This is a genomic window from Comamonas sp. w2-DMI, assembly GCF_040187735.1.
Lineage (GTDB): Bacteria > Pseudomonadota > Gammaproteobacteria > Burkholderiales > Burkholderiaceae_C > Comamonas > Comamonas terrae.
The window spans coordinates 313,183-339,262 of the sequence record NZ_JBANEL010000002.1; the positions used below are offsets into that span (position 1 = coordinate 313,183).

At 66.4% G+C, this 26,080-nt stretch carries 24 protein-coding genes; 14 read left to right on the top strand and 10 right to left on the bottom strand.

Features of this window, described 5'->3' with window-relative positions:
* Positions 1-141: 141 nt before the first annotated feature.
* The 3 genes from V8Z74_RS04150 to V8Z74_RS04160 all read left to right on the top strand — a co-directional run bounded on the left by V8Z74_RS04150 (position 142) and on the right by V8Z74_RS04160 (position 2,938).
* Positions 142-852, top strand: coding sequence for a protein-L-isoaspartate O-methyltransferase family protein (locus V8Z74_RS04150; RefSeq protein ID WP_349708120.1), 711 nt, complete (start codon positions 142-144; stop codon positions 850-852).
* A gap of 146 nt (positions 853-998) precedes the next feature.
* On the top strand, positions 999-1,355 hold the full coding sequence (locus V8Z74_RS04155; RefSeq protein ID WP_349708122.1) for a rhodanese-like domain-containing protein: 357 nt from the start codon (positions 999-1,001) through the stop codon (positions 1,353-1,355).
* Between the two features lie 173 nt (positions 1,356-1,528).
* Positions 1,529-2,938 carry a TolC family outer membrane protein gene (locus V8Z74_RS04160; RefSeq protein WP_349708124.1) on the top strand — a complete coding sequence of 470 codons (1,410 nt, stop codon included), beginning with the start codon at positions 1,529-1,531 and terminating at the stop codon, positions 2,936-2,938.
* A gap of 69 nt (positions 2,939-3,007) precedes the next feature.
* Here the strand turns inward: V8Z74_RS04160 and V8Z74_RS04165 are convergent, their stop codons facing one another.
* The 4 genes from V8Z74_RS04165 to V8Z74_RS04180 all read right to left on the bottom strand — a co-directional run bounded on the left by V8Z74_RS04165 (position 3,008) and on the right by V8Z74_RS04180 (position 8,618).
* Positions 3,008-4,345 carry a 3-deoxy-D-manno-octulosonic acid transferase gene (locus V8Z74_RS04165; RefSeq protein WP_349708126.1) on the bottom strand — a complete coding sequence of 446 codons (1,338 nt, stop codon included), beginning with the start codon at positions 4,343-4,345 and terminating at the stop codon, positions 3,008-3,010.
* A 25-nt stretch (positions 4,346-4,370) separates the two neighbouring features.
* Complete coding sequence (locus V8Z74_RS04170) at positions 4,371-5,759, bottom strand: phosphomannomutase/phosphoglucomutase (RefSeq protein ID WP_349708128.1); 1,389 nt, start codon at positions 5,757-5,759, stop codon at positions 4,371-4,373.
* A gap of 149 nt (positions 5,760-5,908) precedes the next feature.
* Entirely contained in the window at positions 5,909-7,852 is a 1,944-nt protein-coding gene (locus V8Z74_RS04175) for a propionate--CoA ligase (protein WP_349708129.1), read from the bottom strand.
* Between the two features lie 163 nt (positions 7,853-8,015).
* On the bottom strand, positions 8,016-8,618 hold the full coding sequence (locus tag V8Z74_RS04180) for an isochorismatase family protein (protein ID WP_066478286.1): 603 nt from the start codon (positions 8,616-8,618) through the stop codon (positions 8,016-8,018).
* A gap of 335 nt (positions 8,619-8,953) precedes the next feature.
* On the opposite strand from V8Z74_RS04180, the gene V8Z74_RS04185 reads away from it, so the two are divergent.
* The 6 genes from V8Z74_RS04185 (at position 8,954) to V8Z74_RS04210 (ending at position 14,323) form a co-directional block, all read left to right on the top strand.
* On the top strand, positions 8,954-9,577 hold the full coding sequence (locus V8Z74_RS04185; protein ID WP_066478289.1) for a C40 family peptidase: 624 nt from the start codon (positions 8,954-8,956) through the stop codon (positions 9,575-9,577).
* A gap of 213 nt (positions 9,578-9,790) precedes the next feature.
* On the top strand, positions 9,791-10,039 hold the full coding sequence (locus V8Z74_RS04190; RefSeq protein ID WP_066478291.1) for a GlsB/YeaQ/YmgE family stress response membrane protein: 249 nt from the start codon (positions 9,791-9,793) through the stop codon (positions 10,037-10,039).
* A gap of 126 nt (positions 10,040-10,165) precedes the next feature.
* Complete coding sequence (locus tag V8Z74_RS04195) at positions 10,166-10,855, top strand: hypothetical protein (protein WP_349708130.1); 690 nt, start codon at positions 10,166-10,168, stop codon at positions 10,853-10,855.
* A gap of 32 nt (positions 10,856-10,887) precedes the next feature.
* Positions 10,888-11,373, top strand: a complete 486-nt coding sequence (locus tag V8Z74_RS04200) for an EVE domain-containing protein (protein WP_349708131.1) — start codon at positions 10,888-10,890, stop codon at positions 11,371-11,373.
* A 279-nt stretch (positions 11,374-11,652) separates the two neighbouring features.
* Complete coding sequence (locus V8Z74_RS04205) at positions 11,653-13,089, top strand: APC family permease (protein WP_349708132.1); 1,437 nt, start codon at positions 11,653-11,655, stop codon at positions 13,087-13,089.
* Between the two features lie 160 nt (positions 13,090-13,249).
* Complete coding sequence (locus V8Z74_RS04210; RefSeq protein ID WP_349708133.1) at positions 13,250-14,323, top strand: FUSC family protein; 1,074 nt, start codon at positions 13,250-13,252, stop codon at positions 14,321-14,323.
* Positions 14,324-14,391: 68 nt separating this feature from the next.
* On the opposite strand, the gene V8Z74_RS04215 is transcribed toward V8Z74_RS04210, so the two are convergent.
* Both V8Z74_RS04215 and V8Z74_RS04220 read right to left on the bottom strand, forming a co-directional pair.
* Positions 14,392-16,140 (bottom strand): amidohydrolase, encoded by a 1,749-nt coding sequence (locus tag V8Z74_RS04215; RefSeq protein ID WP_349708134.1) that lies wholly within the window; start codon positions 16,138-16,140, stop codon positions 14,392-14,394.
* Positions 16,141-16,234: 94 nt separating this feature from the next.
* Positions 16,235-17,485 (bottom strand): MFS transporter, encoded by a 1,251-nt coding sequence (locus tag V8Z74_RS04220; RefSeq protein ID WP_349708136.1) that lies wholly within the window; start codon positions 17,483-17,485, stop codon positions 16,235-16,237.
* Between the two features lie 138 nt (positions 17,486-17,623).
* Here V8Z74_RS04220 and chrA point away from each other — a divergent pair, with 138 nt between their 5' ends.
* Positions 17,624-18,841 (top strand): chromate efflux transporter, encoded by a 1,218-nt coding sequence (gene chrA / locus V8Z74_RS04225; RefSeq protein WP_349708137.1) that lies wholly within the window; start codon positions 17,624-17,626, stop codon positions 18,839-18,841.
* A gap of 1 nt (position 18,842) precedes the next feature.
* On the opposite strand, the gene V8Z74_RS04230 is transcribed toward chrA, so the two are convergent.
* The gene (locus V8Z74_RS04230; protein WP_349708138.1) at positions 18,843-19,697 is read right to left on the bottom strand and encodes an aldo/keto reductase; all 855 of its coding nucleotides are present in this window, start codon (positions 19,695-19,697) and stop codon (positions 18,843-18,845) included.
* Positions 19,698-20,071: 374 nt separating this feature from the next.
* Between V8Z74_RS04230 and V8Z74_RS04235 the strand changes: the two genes are divergently transcribed.
* The 3 genes from V8Z74_RS04235 (at position 20,072) to V8Z74_RS04245 (ending at position 22,333) form a co-directional block, all read left to right on the top strand.
* Positions 20,072-20,923: a DUF2167 domain-containing protein gene (locus tag V8Z74_RS04235; protein WP_349708139.1), complete on the top strand. Its 852-nt coding sequence runs from the start codon at positions 20,072-20,074 to the stop codon at positions 20,921-20,923.
* A 112-nt stretch (positions 20,924-21,035) separates the two neighbouring features.
* Positions 21,036-21,806 (top strand): hypothetical protein, encoded by a 771-nt coding sequence (locus V8Z74_RS04240; RefSeq protein ID WP_349708140.1) that lies wholly within the window; start codon positions 21,036-21,038, stop codon positions 21,804-21,806.
* A gap of 212 nt (positions 21,807-22,018) precedes the next feature.
* Positions 22,019-22,333 (top strand): DUF2322 family protein, encoded by a 315-nt coding sequence (locus V8Z74_RS04245; RefSeq protein WP_349708141.1) that lies wholly within the window; start codon positions 22,019-22,021, stop codon positions 22,331-22,333.
* A gap of 183 nt (positions 22,334-22,516) precedes the next feature.
* On the opposite strand, the gene V8Z74_RS04250 is transcribed toward V8Z74_RS04245, so the two are convergent.
* Both V8Z74_RS04250 and V8Z74_RS04255 read right to left on the bottom strand, forming a co-directional pair.
* Positions 22,517-23,788 (bottom strand): type II toxin-antitoxin system HipA family toxin, encoded by a 1,272-nt coding sequence (locus V8Z74_RS04250; protein ID WP_349708142.1) that lies wholly within the window; start codon positions 23,786-23,788, stop codon positions 22,517-22,519.
* A 44-nt stretch (positions 23,789-23,832) separates the two neighbouring features.
* On the bottom strand, positions 23,833-24,060 hold the full coding sequence (locus V8Z74_RS04255) for a helix-turn-helix transcriptional regulator (RefSeq protein ID WP_349708143.1): 228 nt from the start codon (positions 24,058-24,060) through the stop codon (positions 23,833-23,835).
* 12 nt (positions 24,061-24,072) lie between these two features.
* Here V8Z74_RS04255 and V8Z74_RS04260 point away from each other — a divergent pair, with 12 nt between their 5' ends.
* Positions 24,073-24,216, top strand: coding sequence for a hypothetical protein (locus V8Z74_RS04260; protein WP_349708145.1), 144 nt, complete (start codon positions 24,073-24,075; stop codon positions 24,214-24,216).
* A gap of 5 nt (positions 24,217-24,221) precedes the next feature.
* Here the strand turns inward: V8Z74_RS04260 and lpdA are convergent, their stop codons facing one another.
* The gene (gene lpdA / locus V8Z74_RS04265) at positions 24,222-26,063 is read right to left on the bottom strand and encodes a dihydrolipoyl dehydrogenase (RefSeq protein ID WP_349708146.1); all 1,842 of its coding nucleotides are present in this window, start codon (positions 26,061-26,063) and stop codon (positions 24,222-24,224) included.
* Between the last annotated feature and the right edge of the window lie 17 nt (positions 26,064-26,080).

The window sequence follows — 26,080 nt, forward strand, 5'->3', positions numbered from 1 at the left end:
GTGTCTTTGCAGCCACCGAGGGGGCTGCTTTTTGCCTGGGCGCGGCCCGGCAACAAAAAACCGCCCACTCATCCACAAGGCCCCGGAGGCTCGTAGAATCCCTGGTTTGTCCTGATAAGTCTTTCTCCGGAGATTTCCCCCATGGCTCTGCCTATGAACAGCCAAGTCGACCCGCGCGATGTGCACGCGCAGGCCCGCTTCAACATGATCGAACAGCAAATCCGCCCCTGGAACGTGCTGGACGAGGAGGTGCTGGAACTGCTGGGCCAGGTGCGCCGTGAAGACTTCGTGCCGCCCGAGTACGTGAACATGGCCTATATGGACATCGAAATCCCGCTGCTGGGCTCGCCCGAGGAAGCCGCCGCCAAGGGCTGGCACATGCTGGCGCCCCGCATCGAGGCGCGCATGCTGCAGGATCTGGCCGTCAAGCCCGGCGACCGCGTGCTCGAGATCGGCTCCGGCTCCGGCTACATGGCCGCGCTGCTGGCCGCCCGCGCCAAGGAAGTGGTGACGCTGGAAATCGTGCCCGAACTGGCCGAAATGGCCCGCGAGAACCTGCTGGGCGCCGGCGTCAAGAATGCGGAAGTGCAGCTGGCCGACGGTGCCAGCGCCGCTGCGGCCCTGGGCCAGTTCGATGTCATCGTGCTCAGCGGCTCCGTGGCCAAGGTGCCGGATGCCCTGGTCGATCTGCTCAAGGACGGCGGCCGCCTGGGCGCCATCGTCGGCCAATTGCCGGTGATGCGCTTCACCGTGGCGGAGAAAAAAGGCCACCAGGTCCAGATGCGCCAGCCCTGGGACACCCTGGCCTCGCGCCTGGAAAACTTCGAAGAGCCTTCGCGCTTCTCGTTCTAAGCCGCCGCAGCCGCACCGGCCCGCCGCGCAGGCCCGGTACCAGGCGGATTCTTCGGCAGGGCAGGCAGCCGCCCTCTGCCCTCTCTCACCAGCAGCTGGCAGCCGTTCCCGACGGCCCGGCCGCCAGCCGCTACAGGAAATTGCACATGCTGCCCCAGGTCTCCCCCTCCCAATTCGACGACTGGCTGGCCGCCCACGGCGCCGGGCCGTCCCGCCCCGTGCTGCTCGACGTGCGCGAGCCCTGGGAAGTCGCCCAGGCCCATGTGCGCGGCGACGGCCAGGCCGACCGGTTCGAGCTGCGCTGCATTCCCATGGGCGAGATTCCCTCGCGCCTGCAGGAGCTGGACCCGGACCAGCCGATCGCCTGCCTGTGCCATCATGGCGCCCGCAGCATGAACGTGGCCGTCTACCTGCTCAACAACGGCTTCGAGAACGTCGCCAACATCACGGGCGGCATCGATGCCTGGTCCCGCGAGCGCGATGCCGGCGTGCCACGCTACTGACACCTTCACCTGTTGACCGAGACCTGCCCCCATACCACCTTATGACACAGCCCCGGCCAAGCCCTCTTCCTCAAGACCTCGATGCCCTCGGCACGCCGCAACCAGCGCGGCGGCGCAGGTCCGGCAGGAAGGCGGCGGCCACGGTCCCTGCATGGGCCGCCGGGGCTGCGGGCATGGCCGCCTGGCTGCTCAGCGCGGCCGCCGGCGCGCAGACGCTGTCGGAACTGGTGGCCCAGGCCCGCGGCTTCGATCCGCAATGGCAGGCGCAGCAGGCCGATGCCCGCGCCGCCTCCAGCCGCGCCGACCAGGCACTGTCGGGCCTGCTGCCCAGCGTGGGCCTGCAGGCCGGCGCCACCCGCACGCATGTGGACGTGCATGTCTCGGGCGCGCTGCCGCCCACCATGCAGGTGCCGGGCAGCATGAACACCAACCAGCAGAACCTGCAGCTCAGCGCCCAGCAGCCCCTGTACCGCCCGGCCAACAAGATCGCCTACGAGCAGGGCCAGCGCGGCGTGGATGTGGCGCGTGCCCAGCTCGACAGCGCGGCCCAGGGCCTGATCGTGCGGGTGGCCCAGGCCTATTTCGATGTGCTGGCCGCGCAGGATTCGCTGAACGTGGCCCGGGCCCAGAAAAAGGCCATCACCCAGCAGCTGGAATCGGCCAAACGCAATTTCGAGGTGGGCACGGCCACGATCACCGATTCGCGCGAAGCCCAGGCCCGCTTCGACCTGGTCACGGCACAGGAAATTGCGGCCGAGAACGACCTGCAGGTCAAGCGCGTGGCACTGGACCAGCTGGTGGGCCGCGCCGGCGTGCAGCCCACGCCCATGGCCAGGCCCGTGACCCTGCCGCCGCTGCAGCCCGCCGACATGCAGGCCTGGGTGGATACGGCCCTGGGCAACCAGCCCCAGATCCGCCAGGCCCAGCTGGCCCTGGACATCGCCAGGCTCGATATCCAGAAGGCCGAGGCCGGCCACAAGCCCACGGTGGACCTGCAGGCCGGCTACCAGGTCAACCGTTATCCGGACGGCAGCATGACGCCCGCGATTCCGCTGGGCTATCGCACGAATGCGGCCAGCATCGGCGTGGTCATGAACATGCCGCTGTTCGCCGGCTTTGCAGTGCAGAACCGCGTCAAGGAAACCGTGGCCCTCGAAGAAAAGGCCCGCGCCCAGCTCGATGATGCACGCCGCAATGTGGAGCAGGCCACGCGCACGGCCTTTCTGGGCGTGCAGTCGGGCCAGGCCCAGGTCAGAGCCCTGGAAGCCGCGCTGGCCTCGAGCGAAAGCGCGCTGGAAGCCAACCAGGTGGGCTACGACGTGGGGGTGCGCATCAATATCGATGTGCTCAATGCCCAGAGTCAGGTCTACCAGACCGAACGCGATCTGGCCAATGCACGCTACCAGGTGCTGCTGGGCCAGCTCAAGCTGCGCCAGGCCGCGGGCGTGCTCGGCGACGACGACCTGCGCGGCATCGATGCGCTGACCATCGCTCCGGCCATTGCCCCCGCGCCGGGCAGCGCGCCAGCCGCTGTCTCCGGCGCCGCCGCGCCCAAGCTGCCAGCCAGGTCGGCCAAACGCTGAGTGCACTATCAAAACAAAAGCCGCCAGCGCTTGCCTGGCGGCTTTTTCATGGATATTTCAATCCGAATATCAGGCAGATCGGGCGCCAGCAGCTCCTGATATGGGAGCATGCGAGCGCATCAGCTGCTCGATGGCCCGGGCCGTGGCTGCCGCGGCCCCGCGATGGCGGTGCAGGAAGTCGCGTGCGCATGCCTCGGCGTCACCCAGCTTCCCCGGCGTCTGCACCAGGGCCAGTGCATCCTGCACGCCGGCCGCCATATCGGCGCTGCGCACGGCGGCGCCGGCCTGTACCGCCATCTCGGAAGCCTGGCTGAAATTGAAGGTATGCGGCCCCAGCACCACGGGCGTGCCGCAGGCCAGGGATTCGATCAGGTTCTGCCCGCCCAACGGCTCGAAGCTGCCCCCCATCAAGGCCACGGCCGCCAGGCCGTAATACAAAGGCATCTCGCCCAGCGAATCACCGAGCCAGACGGCGCCCTGTTGCCCGGGCGGCTCGCCTTCCCACCGGCTGCGCCGCGACAGGCCGAAGCCCGCGTCGGTGATCAGCTGCGCCACGGCATCGAAGCGCTGCGGATGGCGGGGCACGATCAGCCATTGCACCGCCTGCGCTGCAGCCCCCAGTTGCTTCAGCTGCGCCAGCAGCAGCGCCTCCTCGCCCTCGCGGCTGCTGGCCAGCACCACCACAGGTTTCGTGAGATGCAGTCGCCAGCCGGCCGCGAGCGACAGCTGGGCCGCGTCGGGCAGCACATCGAACTTGAGGTTGCCCAGCACCGCATCCACCTTCGCCCCCACATTGCGCAGGCGCTGCGCATCCTCCTCGGACTGGGCCCAGACGGCAACCAGCGCGCCATAGGCGGGCCGGGCAATCGGTGCCATGCGCAGGGCCCCGGCTTCGGATTTGGCATTGAGCCGTGCGTTGGCCAGCGCCAGCGGCACACCGGCATCGGCGCAGGCTGCGATCAGATTGGGCCAGACCTCGGTTTCCATGAGCACGCCCACGGCGGGACGGAACTGTTCAATGAAACGCCGCGTGGCGTCCAGCGTATCCCAGGGCAGCCAGACCTGGATGTCTCCCTCGGCCAGCAGCCGGGCGCCCTCTTCGCGGCCCGTGGCCGTGCTGTGGGTGAGCAGCAACCGCATGCCGGGCAGGCACTCGCGCAAGGCCCTGACCAGAATGGCGGCCGCACGCGTCTCGCCCAGGGACACCGAATGGATCCAGACCCATTGCCCGCGCCCGTCCCGTCCCAGATCGTCCGGCGCGTAGCGGCCGAATCGCTCGGGCACCGCCACACCATAGCCGGGCTCGGCCACGGCGCGGCGGCGCAGCTTGCGGCGCAGCAGGGGCTGGACCAGCCAGACCAGAGCGCTGTAGGCGCAGCGCGCCGGAGTCAGGGACGCCCTGGGCATACCGAAGGCCAGAAGATCGAACGCATCAATGGGCAGCGCCGCCCACCTGCGCGTCGGGCTTGACGCGCTTGAGCAGCGCCAGCATGCGTTCCTCGATACGCCGCAGCGCGGCTTCGCTGTGGCCCTCGAAGCGCAGCACCAGCACGGGCGTGGTGTTGCTGGCGCGGATCAGGCCGAAGCCGTCGGGCCAGTCCACGCGCAGGCCATCGATGGTGCTGACCTGGGCCGGCGCTGCAAATTCGCTGGCCGCCAGGGCCTGCAGCTCGGCCGCCAGGCGGTGCGGCTCGCCCTCGGCGCAGCCCACATTGAGTTCCGGCGTGGAATGGCTGGTGGGCAGCGCATTGAGCACGGCACTGGGATCGGCGTCGCGGCTCAGGATTTCCAGCAGGCGGCAACCGGCGTAGGTACCGTCGTCGAAGCCGTACCAGCGCTCCTTGAAGAAGATATGGCCGCTCATCTCGCCACCCAGGGGCGCATCAAGCTCCTTCATGCGGGCCTTCACCAGCGAGTGTCCGGTCTTGTACATCACGGGCTGGCCGCCCGCGGCTTCGATGGCCGGCGCCAGGCGCTGCGTGCACTTCACGTCGAACAGAATCGGCGCGCCGGGCACGCGCGACAGCACATCGCGGGCAAACAGCATCATCTGGCGGTCGGGGAAAATCGTCTGGCCGTCCTTGGTCACGATGCCCAGGCGATCGCCGTCGCCATCGAAGGCCAGACCCAGTTCGGCGTCGGTGGTCTGCAGCGTCTTGATCACATCGCGCAGGTTCTCGGGCTTGCTGGGGTCGGGGTGGTGGTTGGGAAAATCGCCGTCGACTTCGGAAAACAGCTCGATCACCTCGCAGCCGAGCTGGCGGAAAATGGCCGGTGCCGAGGCGCCGGCCACGCCGTTGCCGCAGTCCACGACGACCTTCATGGGGCGCGAGATTTTCACATCGCCCAGGATGCGGGCCGTGTAGTCGGCCAGCACATCGGCCTGGCGAATCCGGCCGCTGCCCGTGATGGTCCAGTCGTCACGCTCCATGCGCTGGCGCAGCGCCTGGATTTCTTCGCCATGGATGGCGCGGCCGGCCAGCACCATCTTGAAGCCGTTGTAGTCCTTGGGGTTGTGGCTGCCCGTGACCTGGATGCCGCTCCTGCACAGCGTGGAGGCTGCAAAGTACAGCATGGGCGTGGTTGCCATGCCGATGTCGATCACCTGCACGCCCACGTCGGTCAGGCCCTGCATCAGCGCCGAGGACAGCGCCGGGCCCGAGATGCGGCCGTCGCGGCCCACGGCCACCGTGGTCTCGCCCTCGGCCAGGGCCGCCATGCCGAACGCGCGGCCTATGCCCCTGGCGACCTCTTCGGTCAGGGTAGCCGGCACGATGCCGCGGATGTCATAGGCTTTGAAGATGGAGGATGCAACTTGCACGGCGGGTCTTTCTCGTAGCGTTTCAATCCCATGGCGCAAGGCACTGGCCCGCGCAATGTAATCGGCCGATTTTAGGCTGCAAACAACAAGGCCCGCGCTTCACAGCCGCGGGCTCTGGATTCGCGGGCGCCCGGCGAGGCACCCGATATTTACAGCTGCTGCTGAACCTGGGCCAGCGCGGCCGGATCTTCCATGGTGCTCAGGTCGCCGGGATCGCGCCCTTCGGCCACGGCCTGCAGGGCACGTCGCAGCAGCTTGCCGCTGCGCGTCTTGGGCAAGGCGGCGACGAACAGCACGCGCGAGGGCCGCGCCACCGCGCCCAGCCGCGAATCGACCAGTTTCATGATCTCGGCCTCCAGCGCCTGGCGCGCCGGCGCGTCGTCCGTCAGCGCCGCATCGCGCACCACGGCAAAGGCCAGTGCCACCTGGCCCTTGAGGCTGTCGGCCACGCCGACCACGGCCACTTCGGCAATCTGCGCATGGGCGGCGATGCTTTCCTCGATCTCGCGCGTGCCCAGGCGGTGGCCAGCCACGTTGATCACGTCGTCGGTGCGGCCCAGGATGAAGTAATAGCCCTCCTCGTCGCGTATGCCCCAGTCGAAGGTGCTGTAGATCAACCGGCCCGGAATGCTCTTCCAGTAGGTGTTGACGAAGCGCTCGTCGTCGCGCCAGACGGTCTGCATGCAGCCCGGCGGCAGCGGCCCCTCGATGGCGAGCACGCCTTTCTGGTTCGCCTGCGTCAACTCCTGGCCCGTGGCGTCGTCGATCAGCTTGACGTTGTAGCCGTACACGGCCTTGCCGGGGCTGCCGAAGCGGGTGGCCTGCTTTTCCACGCCGTTGCACAGCGTCAGGATGGGCCAGCCGGTCTCCGTCTGCCAGTAGTTGTCGATGATGGGCTTGCCGATGGCATCGCTGATCCAGGCGGCCGTGGGCTCGTCCAGCGGCTCTCCGGCCAGCCACAGCGCCTTGAGGCTGGACAGGTCGTGGCGGTGCAGATGCGCTGCGTCGTGCTTCTTGAGCACGCGTATCGCCGTGGGTGCCGAGAACATGTGCGTGACCCGGTATTTCTCGACGATCCCCCACCAGGTGCCGGCATCGGGCCGCACCGGCAGGCCTTCGTAGAGCACCGTGGCCATGCCGTTGATCAGCGGCGCATAGATGATGTAGCTGTGGCCCACGACCCAGCCGATGTCGCTGGTGCAAAAGAAGGTCTGGCCCGGCTGGGCATCGAAGATGTGCTTCATGCTGGCCGCCAGCGCCACGGTATAGCCGCCCGTGTCGCGCTGCACGCCCTTGGGGCGGCCCGTGGTGCCGCTGGTGTAGAGCGTGTAGCTGGGGTGCGTCGCATCCACCCATTCGCAAGGCACCTGCGCATCCATGTGCAGCGCGCGCAGGGAGGCCCAGTCATGGTCGCGCCCCGCGCGCATGGGCGCCGGCGCCAGGCCCCGGTCCACGATCAGCACGGCCGCGGGCCGGTGTGCGGACAGTTGCAGCGCTTCGTCCAGCAAGGGCTTGTAGGCCACCACGCGGCCGCCGCGCGAGCCCGCATCGGCGCTCACGATGACCTTGGGCTGCGCATCGTCGATGCGCGAGGCCAGCGCTCCCGAGGCAAAGCCGCCGAACACCACCGAATGGATGGCGCCCAGGCGCGCGCAGGCCAGCATGGCAAAGGCCGCCTCGGCAATCATGGGCATGTAGATCTGCACGCGGTCGCCCTTTTGCACGCCCAGCGCCTTCAGCACCGCCGCCATGCGGTTGACCTCGGCATGCAACTCCTGGTAGCTGTAGGCCTTTTCGGCGCCGGTTTCGGTGGAGATGGCAATCAGCGCGTTCTGGCCGGCGCGTGCGGCCAGATGCCGGTCCACCGCGTTGTGGCACAGATTGGTCAGCCCGTCGGCAAACCATCGGGCAAACGGCGGATGGCCGTAATCGCAAATCTGCTGCGGCGGCCTGTGCCACTCGATCAGCCCGGCCTGCTCGGCCCAGAAACCGTCGCGGTCCTCGATGGACCGCTGGTAGAAATCTTCAAAACGCGTGCTCATCGCTTTGTCTCCTTGGCTCTCCATGCTTGGCGGAAAGCCTTCTGCATTCATAATTATTCATCACAGACTTGCCGAAAACTGACAGCCGCCCCTGCCGGCTTGGCTCCCGGCCCGTCCGTACAGGAACACAAGATACAAAAAAAGCACCCGAAGGTGCTTTCTGTTTGCTGATTGGCCCGTGTCGGCCCCCGCAGGCCATACATGGGCCATGCCTTCATTTGATCAGCGTCAGCATGTCCTTGAAATCCGGATGCTCGCAGCTGCGCAGCCACTCGAACAGCACCATCTCGGTGGTCACCAGTTCGGCGCCGGCCCCGGCCAGGCGGTCGAAGGCCGCGTCGCGGTTGCGCTCTGTGCGCGAGCCGCAGGCATCCGTCACCACCCACACGTCGAACTCGTCCTCCAGCAGCTCCAGCGCCGTCTGCAGCAGGCAGACATGGGTCTCGCAGCCCGCAATCACCACCATGTTGCGCTCGGGTGCCTGCTGCTGGGGCTTTTGCAGATGCTTGGGCAGGCTGCGTGCATTGCCGCCCTGGGGCTTGGCCGGTGGGCGCAGCCATTCGCCCAGTCCTTCGGGCACGGCACTGAAGTACATCTTCTCGAGCGTCTTGCGGCACAGGGCCTTGAGTTCGGCGTTGTTAGCACCCAGGCGCGAGGGATTCTGCTCCGTGCCCCACACGGGCACTTCCAGCAACTGGGCCATCTTGGCGAGCTTGATGGCATTGCCCAGGGCCAGCGGGCCTTCGTGGATCACGGGCATGAGCTTGTCCTGGTAGTCCACCAGGACGAGTTGCGACTCGGATGCTTCCAATAGCATGGCTGATTCTTTCGGGAGGTAGGGCTTACGAAGGCCGGCAGCCGGCCTCTGCAATTCCATGGATCTGTGGACAGGCCGGACGCGACAGCCCGGCAGCAATCGCCTATTGTCGCAGCTGTCGCCCGCCACGGACGCCTGCGCGGCGCGCCCTTTTGGAGCGCCTGCGCTGTAGGAGCCCGGACCACATGTTCGGCCGACCTGAACTTTGTTTTTGCTAGCTGCTGTCGCTTGCGGGACTTGGTCCAGCCCCGTTTTTGCCGAGATGCCAAAAACCTGCAGGGCTCGGGGGATTTATCAGCCCTGTCCTACAAAAAAACCTGCTACCCTCTCGCCCCATGTCTCGATGGCTCATTGCTCTATTGTTCGTCAGCGTCACCGCCCACGCCGCACCCGGCGAGCCTCGTGACGACGACTCCGCCCAGTTGCTGGTCAACCGCGGCCTCATCACCCAGCTGCGCGAAGCGCGCCACGCCGTTGCCGAGCGGACTTCCGACTTTGTCCGCGAAGCCCGCCAGAACGTGGCCGAGAAAACCTCGGATCTGGTCGTCACGGCCATGGGCTTCCTCGGGGTGCCCTACCGCTTTGGCGGCAACAATGCCGAGACCGGCTTCGATTGCAGCGGCTTCGTGCGCGCCATCTACTCGCAGACCGTGGGCAAGATGCTGCCCCGCCGTGCCGAGGAACAGGCCCAGGTCGCCCAGCACATCGACCGCAATGAGCTCAAGCCCGGCGATCTGGTGTTCTTCAACACCATGCGCCGCGCCTTCAGCCATGTGGGCATCTACGTGGGCGAAGGCAAGTTCATCCACGCTCCCCGCACCGGCGCCAGCGTGCGCGTGGAAAGCATGCAGACTGCCTACTGGGCCCGCCGCTTCGACGGAGCCCGCCGTGTGGAAGGCGCCGAAGGCGCGGACACGGCCACTGCCGCATTGAGCATGGCGGCCTCTGCCCAGCAGTAAACCTGCAGCGGACACCTTCCCAAAAAAGCCTGCAGCCGCAGGCTTTTTTGTTTTGGCAAACGCCGTACTTTAGGGTGCCGGAAGCCGGCCCGAAAGATCCCTGCAAGAATCAGGCCCGCATACACGTGCACAAAGCGTGGTGTCCGACAGGAGGCCGGAAGGGGCAAACCTAGAGTCGTTTCATCGCACTGACTCCTGAAGGAAATACCCGCCATGTCCATCATAGGCACACTCTTCATCGGCCTCATCGTGGGCCTGATCGCGCGCGCCATCAAGCCGGGCAATGACAGCATGGGCTGGATCATGACCATCCTGCTGGGTGTCGCCGGTTCCTTCGTCGCCACCTACATCGGTGTCGCCCTCAACTGGTACCAAGCCGGCGAGTCTGCGGGCTGGATCGCCTCGGTCATCGGTGCCGTGGTATTGCTGCTGATCTACAACGCAGTGCGCAGCAAAACCTGATTGCAGGCATTTCGCACTTCTTCTTTCCCGCGCACTGGTCCATGATCGGTGCGTCGGCCCCGCCCCTTGCCCTGCAGCGCCGTCACCGTCGCACCGTTTTCCCCCTGATTTCCCCGCTGGATCTCTATGTGGCCTCGCAAGTCCGAACCCACTTCCCCCATCCCTTCGGTACATAGCGGCCGCCAGGATGTCGCCCAGGCCGCCGAGCGCGCGCGCAGCCTGCTCAAGAAGCGCGCCCTGATCGGTGCGGCCGCCAGCTCTCTGCCCATTCCGGGGCTGGACTGGGCGGTCGATGCCGCGCTGCTCGCACGCCTGCTGCCGCGCATCAACAAGGAATTCGGCCTGACCCCCGAGCAGCTCGACGAACTCAGCCCCGGCAAGCGCGAGCAGGTGCAGAAGGCCGTGGCCATGGTCGGCTCGGTGGTGATCGGCAAGTTCATCACGCGCGACGTGGTCATGCGCCTGGCGCGCGTGGCCGGCATGCGCATGACGACCAGGCAGGCCGCGCGCTATGTGCCGCTGGCAGGCCAGGTGGCCGCCGCCGCCCTGGGCTATGCCACCTTGCGCTATCTGGGCGAGCGCCATATCCAGGACTGCATCCGCGTGGTCGAGCATGCCGAGCTCGACATTCCCACCCGCCTGCGCCGTGCCGCGCATACCGTCAAGCGCAGCAGCGCCGACCTCGACGACACCTGGGAACATCTGCGCGACCGCGTCACGCCTTCCGATCCAGGTGCCAGGCCGCCGCGCAACTGGCAACTGCCCGATCGCGGCCCCTGGGGCCGCCGCAAGCGCTCCGACGACCCGGCGCTTTAAGCCGCCGCGCAAGCGCGGCTATGATCTCCGCCATGCCTGCCGCCCAAGACACACGCCGCTTCTGGCTCATGAAGAACGAGCCCGACGAATATTCGATAGACCATGCGCTGAGCGCTCCCGATGCCACCATTGCCTGGAACGGTGTGCGCAACTATCAGGCCCGCAATTTCATGCGCGACGACATGCAGGTGGGCGACGGCGTGCTCTACTGGCATTCGAGCTGCGCCGAGCCGGGCATCTACGGCATTGCGCGCATTGCAGGCAATCTGCGCGTGGACCCTTCGCAATTCGACCCGGCCGACCCCTACTACGATCCCAAATCCTCACCCGACAAGCCACGCTGGCTGACGCTGGATGTACAGGCGCTGCGCAAGACGCGCCCGCTGCTGATCGCGGAGCTGCGCGAGCAGCCTGCACTGGCCCACATGCGCGTGCTGCAAAAAGGCAACCGCCTGTCCATCACGCCGGTCAGCGCCGAGGAGTGGCAGGTGATCGAAGCCCTGCTCCAGGGCCGCTGACCGAAGACGGACTGCTCTTGCCCGCTTAGACCGTCGCAGCTGCAGGCATTTGCGGCAAGCCAAGCCCGATTCCGGGCCAGCCACGATAATTGCGGGTTTTTCGCCGGCAGGACGGGCACCGCGCGCCTATTTGCAGACCGCGGCCCTGCACCTATCGCCATCTTCTGCCAGGCGGATCCGGGTTCAGGAGATTCACGACACCGTGGCACGCTGCCTGGTCGGCGCCGCCACGCATCTCTCGTTTCAGGCCGGCTTGTCCGGCCTTTGTTCTTGCAAAGGATGAATGCATTGACCGACTGCGCGCCCGCCGCCGCATCCGCTCCCGCCGCGAACGCTCGTCCGGCCCCCTCTCCCGTGCGCCTGCAAAAGACGCTGCTGCTGTGGCATGTGGTCATCATCGGCCTGGCCTATATCCAGCCCATGACGCTGCTGGACACCTTCGGCATGGTCTCGCGCGATTCGCTGCAGCATGTGCCCACCTCCTACTTCGTGGCGCTGCTGGCCGTGCTGCTGACCTCGCTGAGCTACGGCCACATGATCCGCCGCTACCCCTCCTCGGGCTCGGCCTACACCTATGCGCAAAAGGCCATCCACCCCAATGTGGGCTTCATGGTGGGCTGGTCCTCGCTGCTGGACTATCTGCTCTCGCCCATGGTCAACATTCTGCTGGCCAGGATCTACCTCACGGCCATCTTTCCCGATGTCAACCACTGGGTCTGGATCGTCGGGCTGACGGTGCTGATGGTGGGCGTGAACCTGCGCGGCATCCGCTTCGTGGCCAATCTCAACGGGCTCATCGTCTTTTTCCAGCTGCTGGTCATTGCCATCTTCACCTTCATGGTCTGGCACCAGCTCCGGGCGGGCCAGAACGCCCTGGGGGCCATTGCCGAAAGCGGCGGCCACGGCCTGTGGAGCCTTGCGCCGTTCTGGAGCAGCCAGGCGGACATCGGCGCCCTGATAACGGGCGCAACCATTCTGTGCTTTTCCTTCACCGGCTTCGACTCGCTCAGTTCGCTGGCCGAGGAAACCCGCAACACCGAGAGCACACTGCCCAAGGCCATCTTCCTCACGGCCCTGATCTCCGGACTGATCTTCATCGCCGCCACCTATTTCCTGCAGCTGTACTTTCCCGGCGATCCCGGGCAGTACTTCAAGGCCGTGGACGAAACCCAGCCCGAAATCCTCTACCTGGTCGGCGGCGCGCTGTTCCAGTCCGTGGTGCTGGCCTTTGCCATCGTGACGGTGATGGCCTCGGGCATTGCCGCCCATGCCGGCGTCTCGCGCCTGATGTATGTGATGGGGCGCGACGGCGTGATCCACAAGCGCTTCTTCGGCCATATCAGTCCCAGATCCTTCGCGCCGTCGTACAACATCCTGCTGGTGGGCGCCGTGGCCCTGACCGCCGGTTTCCTGAGCCTGGAATACGTGGTGGCGCTGATCAGCTTCGGTGCGCTCACGGCCTTCAGCTTCGTGAATCTCTCGGTGATGGCCGAATACGTCTGGCGCCAGGGCCGCTGGCGCACGCTGCGCGATGTGCTCCGCTACGTTGTCACGCCGGTTCTGGGCTTTGTCAGCGTGGGAGCCATGTGGCTCGAGGTGGAACCCACCTCGCTGATCTCGGGCCTGATCTGGGGCACGCTGGGACTGTGCTATCTGGGCATCGTCACAGGAGGCTTTCGCAGCGCGGCGCCCCAGTACCGCGAGGAGATCGGGTAAGGGCTGGCCCGCGAAAACAGGTGCAGGCGCTGGCCAGCCATGCGCCGTGCGCCTGTGTTTTCGCAGGCTGTGAGATCGGCGGATCCGCCTTACAGCCATGCCCCGCCAGCCGTAATACGATGCTGGGCACGCAATCCTGCCTGCCCACCGGAGACCTTGCGTGCGCTGGACCTCCCCGATCTCGCTGGCGTGGCGACGTGCCCGCACCACCCTGCCCTCGCGCGCTCGCCTGGCCATGCGCGATGCCGTCGCCGCCGCGCTGGCCTGTTCGCTGTCGTGGATACTGGCCCAGCACCTGTGGAACCATCCCCGGCCCGCGTTTGCCGTGGTCACAGCCGTGATCTGCCTGGCGCCCGGCCTGCCCAGCCATCTCAAGCAGGCGCGCAATCTGCTGGTCGGCTGCACGCTGGGCATCGTCATTGGCGACCTGGTCTGGCAGCTGCCATCCCAGCATCCTCTGTTGCTGCTCAGCCTGGCCACCTTTCTGTCCATCCTGCTCGGGGCCACCATCGGGCCCGCGCCCGTGGTTCCCATCCAGGCCGGCGTATCCGTGGTGCTGGTGCTGGTCATGGGCCCCGGCATGGCCGGCGGCGCGCGCCTGCTGGATGTGCTGGTCGGGGCCAGCGTGGGACTGCTGTGCAGCCAGGTGCTGTTCACCTCCGATCCCATCAAGGACATGGGCCGCACGGCCTCCACCTTCCTCAAGCAACTGGCCAACGGTCTGGAACTGACGCTGAACGCCTGCGAACAGGCCCAACCGGCGGCAGCCGAAACCGCCATGGGCCAGCTCTCGCTGGCACAGGAATCGCTGGCGGCCCTGCGCGCCGCCGTGGGCCAGGCCCACAGCTCCCGGCGCTGGTCGCTGCGCGGCCGGCTCAATGCGGACCGGCTGGCCTTTGTCGCGCGCCGCTACGACCGCCATGCGGTGCGCCTGTACGCCACCTGCCTGCTGCTGGCCGAAAGCCTCAACCGCGGCCTTTCCCATACCCAGGCCCCGCCGCCGTCCGCGCTGCTCGGCTATTGCCGCTGGCTGGTCGCCAGCTGCATCCATCTGGCCGAGCAGGACACCGTCGTGGCGCTCAAGGCCGACGACCCGCTGGCCTTCATGCCGCCACGCCCCTCTGAAATCACCGAGGGCTCGAGCGGCCTGGCACCCGAATGGGCGCTGGCGCGGGACAATGCCCGGTTGCTTGAAAACGCGCTGCGTGCACTGATCGGCTCGCGCGATGCGTAAGCCTCAGCTCAAAACAGGCTGCAGCGCATTCTGCAAAAGCGCCGGACGCTCCCCTATCGGGAGCACCCTCAAGCATTGGCGCGGTAGACGCTGCGCCCCTGTTTGATGGTCTCCAGCACCTGGATCGATGCCAGCTTGTAGCGCTCCACCGTCATGGGGTTGTCCGAGAGAACGACGAGATCGGCCAGCTTGCCCGGCTCGATCGATCCCTTGCGGTCTTCCTCGAAATGCTGGTAGGCCGACCAGAGGGTCTGCGCCTGCAGCGCAGTCCAGGGCGATACCCGGTGCTCGGGTCCCAGCACCCGGCCCGAACGGGTGGTGCGGTTCACCGTGGCATCGAGAACCCGAATGGAGGACGGAAGCGCCACCGGTGCATCGTGGTGCGAGGTGAAGCGCAGGCCCGCCTCCAGCACCCAGCCCGTGGGCGAGATGTTCTGCGCGCGCGGATCGCCCAGCACGGAATCGCGGTGCCAGTCGCCCCAGTAGAAGGTGTGCATGGGAAACAGCGACGGGAAGATGCCCAGTTCCTTGAGCATTGCTACCTGGTCCCGCCGCAACGTCTGGCCATGGATGAGCACCGGCCGCATGTCCCGGGCCCTGACTTGCGGCCCCGCGGCCCGTACTGCGCCGATGAACTGGTCGATGGCCGCATCCCCGTTCGCATGCACCAGGATCTGCCAGCCATGCTCCACTGCCCGGGCCACCGCCGCATGCGCCTGGGCATCGCTGAGCACGCCATAGCCTTTGTAGCCCGGCGGCTGCCCGGCCGGAGGTACCCGATACGGCTGGGTCAGCCAGGCCGTCTTGCCCTGGGGCGAGCCGTCCAGCGTGAGCTTGACGCCGCCGATGCGCAAACGGTTCTTGTATGTGCGGCCATAGTACGCTCCGGTCATGAAAGCGCCTTCGCCCAGCTGCAGGATGTCCGGGTAGGACACCACATCCACCAGCAGCCTGCCGCTTTCCGCTGCGGCAATGGCCGTGGCCACGGCCTGCGGGTCGGCCCGCCCGTCCTGCACCGTGGTGTAGCCGTATTGCAGGTATAGCTGCTGCGCCTGCTCCAGCCAGCCTATCGCCTGCTCGGTGGTGAGCCGGGGCATGAGGCGACCCAGGGTCTGGAAAAAGGCATTCTCCTCCAGCACGCCATCGGGTTCGCGGCTGCCGGCTTGGCGCCGAATCACGCCGCCTTCGGGGTCCGGCGTCCCGGCCGTGATGCCCGCCCGCGCCAGCGCCGCCGAGTTCAAGGCGCCGAAGTGCCCCGACTGATGGATGGCCACCACGGGCAGCTGCATCGACACCTGGTCCAGATCCTCGCGCGTGGGATGGCGCCTTTCCTCCAGCTGCGAGTCGTCGTAGCCAAAACCGAACACCATGCCCAGCTGCGCCGGCTCTTTCGACTCCCGCAGGTAGCGGCGAAAGGTCTGCTGAAGCCCGGCGATGGAGGAATTGTCGCCATCGGGCGGCGGCAGCAGATTGGCCGAAATGGCCTGCAGGCCCACGCCGCCCAGGTGGCTGTGCGGATCCACGAAACCCGGAATCAGCGTCCGTCCCTGCAGGTCCACCATGCGCGTCGCCGGGCCGCGCAGTCCGAAGACGGCCTCCCGCCTGCCCACGGCCCGGATCACGCCACCCGTCACGGCCACGGCCTCGACCTGGGGCTGCGCATCGTTCATGGTCAGGATCGGGCCGCCGAAGTAGATGGCATCCGCTGTGCCATGCCCGGCACCGGTGGCGCAGGCTCCCAGAAGTGCCGACAGCGGCAAGGCTGCGCGGCTGGCGCCCGATGCGGCGACGGTCATCAGAAACTGGCGTTTGTGCATGGAAGTCTCCCGGTTTCACAACCCGTCCAGCCTAACCGCAAACCGGGAAAACCCGCCTGGCCATCTTCAGAGGCAGATCAAAACCTCTTCGGAATCAGGGAGCAGGTGCGGAGCGCATGAGCCAGATCCGCTGCACGCCCAGGGCCAGCAGCCAGCCCGCCGCGCACATCAGGCCCGTAACGGCCCAGGTCCACTGCCAGCCGCCCATGAGCGTGGCCACGGCCGCCACGGCGGGCGGGCCGGCAAACTGGCCCACGCAGGACCATTGCTGCATGAAGCCCACCGTGGTGGATACCGTGTTCTGGCTGGGCGCCAGATGCACGGCCGAGGTGAACAAGGTGCCGGGAATCAGGCCGCCGGCTGCCGAAAACACCATCACGGCTGTAAAGCGCAGCCACAGCGGCGCCAGGGGCTGCCCATCGAACTGCACATAGGCCAGCAGCGCGCTCAGGCCCATGAGAACAAAGCCCGTCTGCAGCGAGCGCCGCACCGGCCAGCCGCGCTGCAGCAGCCGGCCCGAGGCGATGTTGCCCACCATATTGGCCGCTGCCACCAGCGCCGTGAGCATGCCGGCCAGCCTGGTGCCCATGCCGGCCTGCGCATACATGGTGGGCAGAAAGCCGATGACGCCCATCCACTGGCCCGAGTACACGGCAAAGCTCAAAGCCACCAGCCAGGGGCCGGGGCTGCGCAGCGTCAGTGCCAGGCGCGGACGCCACCCCACGCCTGCCGCGGCATGCGCAGGCTCGCCCCCTGCCCGCGGATCGGCCGGCACCCCGCGCCAGACGGCCAGCGCCGCGCACAGGGAAACGGCGCCCAATAGCAACCACCAGCTCTGCCATGACGCGGCCTGCAGCACCCAGGGCCCGAGCAGCAGCCCCAGCGCGCTGCCAAGCGGCATGTAGGTGCCCCACCATCCCATGCGCGCGCTGAGCTCGCGGGCCGCTACGTGGCGGCGTATCAGCCCGGGCCCCGGCATGGCCACCAGCAGAAAACCCAGGCCTTCCAGCGCGCGCAATCCCAGCAATCCTCCGAAACCCGTTGCCGCAGCCCCCAGCATGCTGGAGAGCCCCACCAATGCCAGCCCCCACAGCATGCTGCGCCGCAGTCCCCAGCGGTCCGCACCCAGGCCGACCGCCAGGCCCAGCAACATGCCGGCCACCTGCACGGTGGAGAGCAGGAATCCGGCCTGCACCAGGGATATGCCCAGCTCGCGCTGCAGCGCGGCGACGGCTGGCGGCAGCTTGCCCACATGCAGGGCCACGCTCACACCGGCCCCCACCACGATCCATGAGGGATTCAACCCGTTCTTCGGCCCTGTTTCCCGTCCTGTTTCCTTCACCATTTTCCTTGCAGCGCCTTGGTTGTAGCTGATATGTCAATCACTTGAAGCATAGGGCAAACGGGCGGCCGGTTCGCCAGCATTTTGTGCCCGGCATATTTGGGCACACTAGCGGGCACCGTCCAACAACCCGACACCCACATGCCAGAGCCCGTTTCTTCTGCGCCAGCACCCCGGCATCGCCTTGGCGAGGTCGGCCTGGCCTTTCTCAAGCTGGGGCTGACCTCGTTCGGCGGGCCGATCGCCCATCTCGGCTACTTCCGCTCGGAATTCGTCGAGCGCCGCCGCTGGCTCGGCGATGCGCAATACGCCGACCTGGTCGCGCTGTGCCAGTTCCTCCCCGGCCCGGCCAGCAGCCAGGTGGGCATGGCCCTGGGCATGCTGCGCGCCGGCTGGGGCGGCGCATTGGTGGCCTGGCTGGCATTCACGCTGCCCTCGGCCCTGCTGCTGCTGGCCCTGGCGCTGGGCGCGGCCGGCAGCGCGCACTGGCTGACGCCCGGCGTGCTGCACGGCCTCAAGATCGTGGCCGTGGCCGTGGTCGCCCAGGCCGTTCACGGCATGGGCAAGAACCTGTGCCCCGACCGGCCGCGCGCCGGCCTGGCCGTGCTGTGCGCCGCCCTGCTGTTGCTGTGGCCCGGGGCCTGGACACAGGGCGCCGTCATCGCCACAGCGGCCGCGACGGGCTATTGCCTGCTGCCGCCCTCGGCCGTGACGGCCCGGACAGCATCGATCGATTTCGGTATTTCCAGAACGGCCGGAGCCGTGCTGCTGACGCTGTTTCTGGCCCTGCTCGTGCTGCTGCCCCTGGCGGCCTGGTGGCATCCCTCTTTGCCCGTGCAGGCTGCGGCCGTGTTCTACCAGGCCGGCTCGCTGGTCTTTGGCGGCGGCCATGTGGTGCTGCCCCTGCTGCAGGCCGGAGTCGTGGAGCCCGGCTGGATCGATGCCGACCGCTTCCTGGCCGGCTATGCCGCGGCCCAGGCCGTGCCCGGCCCCTTGTTCACGCTGGCCGCCTATCTGGGCGCCGTGCTGCCGCTGGACGCCGGCCTGCGCGGCTGGCCGGGCGGGCTGCTGGCCCTGGTCTGCATCTTCGTTCCCGCAGCGCTGCTGGTGCTGGGCGCACTGCCATTCTGGGAAAGCCTGCGCGGCAACCTGGGCGTGCGCAAGGCGCTGGCCGGCATCAATGCCGCCGTCGTCGGCATTCTGGCGGCAGCCTTGTACGACCCGGTGTGGACCAGCGCCATCCACGGGCGCGCCGACATGGCGCTGGCCCTGCTGTGCTTCGGCCTGCTGGTCTGGGGACGCGCCGCGCCCATATCCGTGGTGGGCCTGGGCGCACTGGCGGGAGCGCTGTTCCTCTGACTCAAAGAATATCCAGCGGCTGCTTGCGCCGCGGCGGCGGCGAGGCGGCGTCGATCCGTGCCAGGTCATCAGCCTCGAGCTTGAGCGAAAGCGCGGCGGCATTGTCATGGATATGTGCGGCCGACCCGCTTTCGGGAATCGCGATCACCTGTCCGCTGCGCATGGCCCATGCCAGGGCCACGGCCGTGCCGCCGACGCCGTGCCTGTCGCCGATCTCGGCCAGCAGCGGGTCGCCGATCAGGTCGCTGTGGCCCAGCGGGCAATAGGCCATCACGCCCACGCCGTGCTCCCTGCACCAGGGCAGCAGGTCGTACTCGATGCCGCGGCTTTGCACGTTGTAGAGCACCTGGTTGACCACGCAGTTGCGGCCCTGGGGAATGCGCCACAGCTCCTGCATGTCATCGGTGTCGAAATTGGAAACACCCCAGTGCCTGATCTTGCCTTCGGCCTTGAGCTCCTCGAATGCAGCCACCGTCTCGGCCAGCGGGGTGCTGCCGCGCCAATGCAGCAAATACAGGTCTATGCACCTGACGCCCAGGCGCTGGCGGCTGGCCTCGAAGGCGCGCACCACGCCGCGGCGGCTGGCGTTGTGGGGCAGCACCTTGCTCACCAGAAAGGGCTGCCGGCTGCCTGGGGGCAGCTGGCGCAGCGCATCGCCGATCAATTCTTCCGACAGGCCGTCGCCATACATTTCGGCCGTGTCGATCACGCTCAGGCCCAGCTGCACGCCGGCAATCAGCGCCTGCATTTCGGTATCCCAGTCGCGGCGCCCCTGGCCCAGATGCCAGGAGCCCAGGCCCAGATGCGCGCGCCCTTCGAGGAACGGCAGCGCCGAGGATTCGTTGGTGGTGGACATAGCAATCTCCATGGAGGCGGCCCGGCTCTGCACATTTCAAGCCTTTGGGGTCGCTGCGGCCCATTGTGCAAGCGGTGGCAGCTATCAATATTGCGAATCGGTCAGCAGTGTTTCAGCCAAAGCCCGTGCGGCTGGCTCCTCCCTGCCCATTTCGCACCCGGCATCGGATCTGCGGCGGCGCCCAGCGCCAACTGGCGAAAAACGCCTACAGGGACGCCATGATTATTTGCTTTGCCAACCACTTGCGGACCGCGTTCTGCGTTTATAAATCGCGCACCAGTCCTGTGTCAGGCCGGCACAGCCAGGCGCCAGGCGCGCCTGCGGCCTTGCCGCGGTACAACGCATACCAATTCATAACAACGGGGAAAATCACCATGTTCAAGTCCATCGCAGCCGCGATTGTGGGCCTTTCCATGTCTTTCGGCCTCTGGGCCCAGAATGACGACAGCCAGCAGCTGCCCGAACAGATCAAGGCCTTGCACTGGATCGACAAGGGCGAAGGCGAGATTGCCGGCAAGGCCAGCGTGAAGATTCCTGCCGGCTATGCCTTTCTGGGCGAGCAGGACACCTCCAAGCTGCTGCAGATGTATGGCAACCCGCCGACCAGCGAGCATTTTCTGATCGCACCCAAGTCGCTGGACTGGTTCGCCGTGTTCTCGTTCGACGAGACCGGCTATATCAAGGACGACGAGAAGATCGACGCGGCGGCGCTGCTCAAGTCCATGCAGGCCGGCGACGAGGCCGGCAACAAGGAGCGCAAGAAGCTGGGCCTGGAAGCGCTGTACACCGAAGGCTGGCAGGTGCCGCCCCACTACGACGAAGGCACGCGCCGTCTGGAATGGGGCCTGCGCCTGCGCGATGAGTCGGGCCAGCGCAATGTGAACTACACCTCGCGCATCCTGGGCCGCACCGGCGTGATGAGCGCCACCCTGGTCTCCGATACCGAGGCTCTGGCCAAGAACACCGACGAATTCAAGAAGGTGCTGACGGGATTCAGCTACAACAGCGGCCTGGCCTACTCCGAATTCAAGAACGGCGACAAGCTGGCCACCATCGGCCTGGGTGCGCTGGTGCTGGGCGGAGCCGCGGCCGTGGCCACCAAGAAAGGCCTGTGGGCCGTGATCGGCGGCTTCCTGGCCGGCGCCTGGAAACTGATTGCCGCCGCCTTCGTGGCGCTGTTCGCCGGCATCGGCAAGTTCTTCAAGCGCGACAAGAACGCCGCATAAGTCCCGCCTGCTCCGCAGCTTCCGGCCCCGCGCATCGCTAAGATCGCGGGGTTTGCCTTTTCCGCCCCTTGGTTCAGCGGGGCAGCCTCTTCATTGCGAAAGTCCGATTGCCGTGTATTTCACCGTGAGCGCGGAGGCGCAGATTCTTCTGGCGATCTGCATTTTCTACCTGTACGACGCCGCCGTGGGCCTGCAGGCCGGCGAAGGCCTGCTGCGCTGTACCCGCAACAGCTGGCGTGCGCAACTGGCCACGCAGGGCTTCGAACTGCGCCGCGCCTATCTGCTGTGGCCGCCCGTGCTGCAGCCACACCAGCCCGTCTACCGGCTGCGCTGGAACCCGGGCCATATCCGGCTGCCGGACGAATCCCCGGCCGTGCAGGAACTGGCCCGGCATGCAGCCAGCTTTGCGCCCTTTGTTCTGCCGCTGTACCTTCTGGCACTGCTGCTGTTCGGCGCACTGCCGGCCTCTTTCTTCGTCTTGCATTCGGAGACGGCGCAGCTTGTGGCGCTGGTGCTGATCTACCTGAGTACCCTGTGGCTGGCCCTGCTCTGCGTGCGCCACGGCCGTCTGGGCCATACCGAGGCCCGGACCGCGCGCTCCGTCGCCATCCAGATCCTGCTGTGTCCGCCGTTTGCGCTCAACGCCGTGCGCAAGCTGTCGCTGGCCTGCTCACCGGCCTGCGATCTGCCCCAGGCCGCCCGGCAGCTGGCAGCCTCCCGCGACTGGCAGGCACTGGCCAAGGCCATGCATGCGACGATTGAAGAACAGATCGCCGAGCTGCAGGACAGCGACCATGCCGACGACGCACAGCAGCAGCGCCTGCAGGCTGCCCGCCGCCAGCTGGAACCCCATCTGCCGGCTGGGGACGCCGAGGCACTTTGATCAAAATCAGGCTCTGGCGCCCGCCCTACAAGCGCCAGCAGCTATTCAATTGGAAGCAAAAAAGGCAAGCAGCACAGACTCGGCATGCGTTCACCGTCTCCAACCCAGGTATCAGCATCTTGGCATGGGCAGGGGCCATGACGGCCGGTTCGATATCTGAACCGCCGGCATCCCCCACAATAAGCGCTTTTCGTTTTACAAGCCTGAACACCATGGCCTTTGCTGACAACCTGCGCGCACTGCCGCCCATTGCCCATATCGCCGAACTGCAGCTGATAGACACGGACGGCCAGCTCGCCGCCACCATTCCGAACGCCCCGGGCAAGGCCGGTTCGGTCACGGTCTACAACGCCCTTGCGGCCAAGCACGGCAGCATCAACGCCGCCGCGGCCCAGGAAGGCCTGGAGCTTTTTGCCGAGCACACCGAAGACGCCAGAGCCCACCCCGGATCCCATCCGAATATCGACCGCCTGCTGCAGGTCATTGCCACAGGCAAGGGCTACGAGGTCAAGGTGATTGCGGCTTGAGCCAAGTCTCGGCTCTTTGCGTCCGCCACCATGGTGGATTGAGCGGTCGCTGATCCGAGGTTTCCAGGAAAAGGCGAATATTTACCGATCAGGAAATATTCACTCTTGAATGCCTCTTTGACTAAAAAAATTCCCGATCAGGAATTTTTTTGCAAGAAGTCCTTTGGGTAACTTTGTTGCAGATCAGGCGTTTAATTCGCCAGTCGCCAGCCGCTTCGCCGTCAAGGCGCAGCGTTGCTCAATGAGCCTGGCAATCTGCTCGACCACCGCATTGCCCGCAAAACCGTGCTGCGGGGCTCCCTGCAGCTGCCGCGCGACCAGGGGCAGCTCCTTTGCGAAGGTCTGCAGACGCTTTCGGGTTGCGGCCTTGGCCAACCCGGCACTTTCTGCAAACTGCTCCCAGTGGCGAGCCTCCACCTCGCTGAATTTGTATTTGCTGCCGATTTTCATCGCCATCCTGGGCGTCAGCGTCGGGTAGATCGCCGTCGAAAGCAGGTCGTAAAACGGTGCCAGCACGGGAGACTTGCCTCCATAGAGCAGTGAAAAGTTCTTGCCGTGCGCATCATGGTTGCCGATCAGGGCATTGAAGATCACGCCATCCAGCAGCCTCAGCACCTGCGGCGCGCTGGGACGGGTCACACCACGCAGCAGTGCAAAGCACTGCCCCAAGTCCGGGCCACCCTCGTTCTGATATTTCATCTCGGGCGCCACGCCCAACGCCTGGCAAAAGTCTTCCTGATGCAGGCGCTGGCGCAACCCTGCATCATTCAGGGCCCTGTCATAGCGCTCCACCAGCAGAAAGGAACGGCCCCGCACCTGGTGGATACGGGCTTGCGCCGGGCGCAGCCCCATCGCTTCGGCCAGCAACATGCAAAAGCCCTCATTGGCCACGCTGTCCTCCACCGCATGGATGGGGGGTTTCAAGATATGCGAACTGGGTGCGCTGTTGCGCGGCAGACCAAAGCGCCGGCCGTCGAAAACCACGGGCAGCTTGTCCTGCGCCCCGGCCAGTGACAGCCGCAACCCGTCATCCCCGGCCAGCATGGGGCGGCGCGGCAGCTCATCCAGCAAAGCGAGCAGTCTGTCATCGCCGAGCCACTCCACATCGTCAACCGCGCCAATCCGAGGCGACGCATACCCCGGCTCCAGAAAAGTCACGGCCCCCGCGCACTCGCCGCCGATATGGTCCAGCAGCGCGAAATCGTTCTGGCCCGACACCTGAAACTGCCGGGCAATCAGCCTGCGCATCTGCCCTTCGGGCAGCAATCCCGCAAAGAAAGGCCGAGTCTGGTGGTCGTCAAACGGCTGGGGCTGCAAGGGCAGAGATTGGGACAAGGCGGTAGCCTGCGGCAACGCCAACCAGTCGGGCGCATAGGTAAAGCTCAGCCGCCCGTTCACCAGCGACAGACTGCCGACGCGCCGTTCAAACAGCCAGACTTCCAGTTCATGCGCCATGGCCCCTCCTTTCCTCAACCGCGGCGGCTCGTTCTGCAGTGTCTTCAGGCGCAGCAACCGGCAAGCCAGCCAGCTGCAACTCCCCCCCCCAGTGCATCAATCACGCGCAGCACATGTTCCAGCCGCACCGTCGGCTTGCCCGACTCCAGATCCACAATAAAACGCGTGCCCACCCCGGCTGCCAGCGCCAGTTGCGGCTGAGTCAGCCCCAGTTGTTTGCGAGCCGTGCGCAGGGCCGCGCCCAGTTGGTCTGCCGTATGGATGGTGGTCATATGTGATCGATCATGAAGATTCCCGTTCGGGAAATTATGAAAGCAGACGCGGCGGAAAGCAATCATATTTCCCGATCAGGAAATCAACCGGCACAGGCAGCCATTTCAAACGAAAAAAGGCAGCCCGAAGACTGCCTTTGCTTCAGCAAGCGTTGAAACGCTTACTTGCGTGCCGGAGGCACGTCCGTGCAGGAACCGTGCGCCACTTCAGCGGCCATGCCGATGCTCTCGCCCAGGGTCGGGTGGGGATGGATGGTCTTGCCGATGTCCACGGTGTCGGCCCCCATCTCGATGGCCAGGGCGATCTCGCCGATCATGTCGCCCGCATGCGTGCCGACGATACCGCCGCCCAGGATGCGGCCGTGGCCGTGGGCTTCCGGCGAATCGTCGAACAGCAGCTTGGTGAAGCCTTCGTCGCGGCCATTGGCGATGGCGCGGCCGGAAGCAGTCCAGGGGAACAGGCCCTTCTTGACCTTGATGCCCTGCGCCTTGGCCTGGTCCTCGGTCAGGCCCACCCAGGCCACTTCGGGGTCGGTATAGGCCACGCTGGGGATCACGCGGGCGTTGAAGGCGGCCGAGGCCAGCTCCTTGTTGCCTTGCAGTTCACCGGCGATGACTTCGGCAGCCACGTGCGCTTCGTGCACGGCCTTGTGTGCCAGCATGGGCTGGCCCACGATGTCGCCGATCGCGAAGATGTGGGGCACGTTGGTGCGCATCTGGATGTCGACGTTGATGAAGCCGCGATCGGTCACGGCCACGCCGGCCGCCTCGGCACCGATCTTCTTGCCGTTGGGCGTACGTCCCACGGCCTGCAGCACCAGGTCGTAGACCTGGGGCTCGGGCACGGTGACGCCATCCTTGGCAGGCTCGAACGTGACCTTGATGCCTTCGGGCGTGGCTTCGGCACCCACGGTCTTGGTGTTGACCATGATGTTGTCGAAGCGCGGCGCGTTCATCTTCTGCCAGACCTTGACCAGGTCGCGATCGGCGCCCTGCATCAGGCCGTCCATCATTTCCACCACGTCCAGGCGTGCGCCCAGCGTGCTGTAGACGGTGCCCATCTCCAGGCCGATGATGCCGCCGCCCAGGATCAGCATGCGCTTGGGCACGCTCTTGAGGGCCAGGGCACCGGTCGAGTCGACGATGCGCTCGTCCTTAGGCAGGAAAGGCAGGTGCACGGCCTCGGAGCCCGCAGCGATGATGGCCTTCTTGAACTGCACGACCTTCTTGGTGCCGGTCTTTTCCTGGCCGTCGCCGGAGGTTTCCTGCACTTCGATGTGGTTGGCGCTCACGAAGTTGCCGTAGCCGCGCACGATGGTGACCTTGCGCATCTTGGCCATCTGGCCCAGGCCGCCAGTCAGCTTGCCGATGACCTTCTCCTTGTGGCCACGCAGCGTGTCGATGGACACTTCGGGCGCGCCGAACTTGATGCCGGCCACTTCCAGGTGCTTGACCTCGTCCATGACGGCGGCCACGTGCAGCAGCGCCTTGGAGGGAATGCAGCCCACGTTCAGGCACACGCCGCCCAGCGTCTTGTAGCGTTCGACCAGCACGACCTTCAGGCCCAGGTCCGCTGCGCGGAAGGCGGCGGAGTAGCCGCCAGGGCCGCCGCCGAGCACCACCACGTCGCAGTCTTCATCCACCTGGCCGCTGTAGTTGCCAGCGACAGGCGCTGCGGCAGTTGCCGCCACGGCGGGTGCCTGCGCAGGAGCCGCCGCAGGTGCGGGAGCTGCAGCGGCCGGAGCCGGTGCTGCAGCGCCTGCATCGGAGGCTTCCAGTGCGAGGATCACCGAACCTTCACTGACCTTGTCGCCGATCTTGACCTTGATCTCCTTGACCACGCCGGCGTGGCTCGAAGGAATTTCCATGGAGGCCTTGTCGCTCTCCACGGTGATCAGGGACTGGTCCACGGCCACGGTGTCACCGGGCTGCACCAGCAGTTCGATCACGCCCACTTCGGCGAAGTCGCCGATGTCGGGTACCTTGATATCGATGATTGCCATATGTAGCAGCCCTCTCT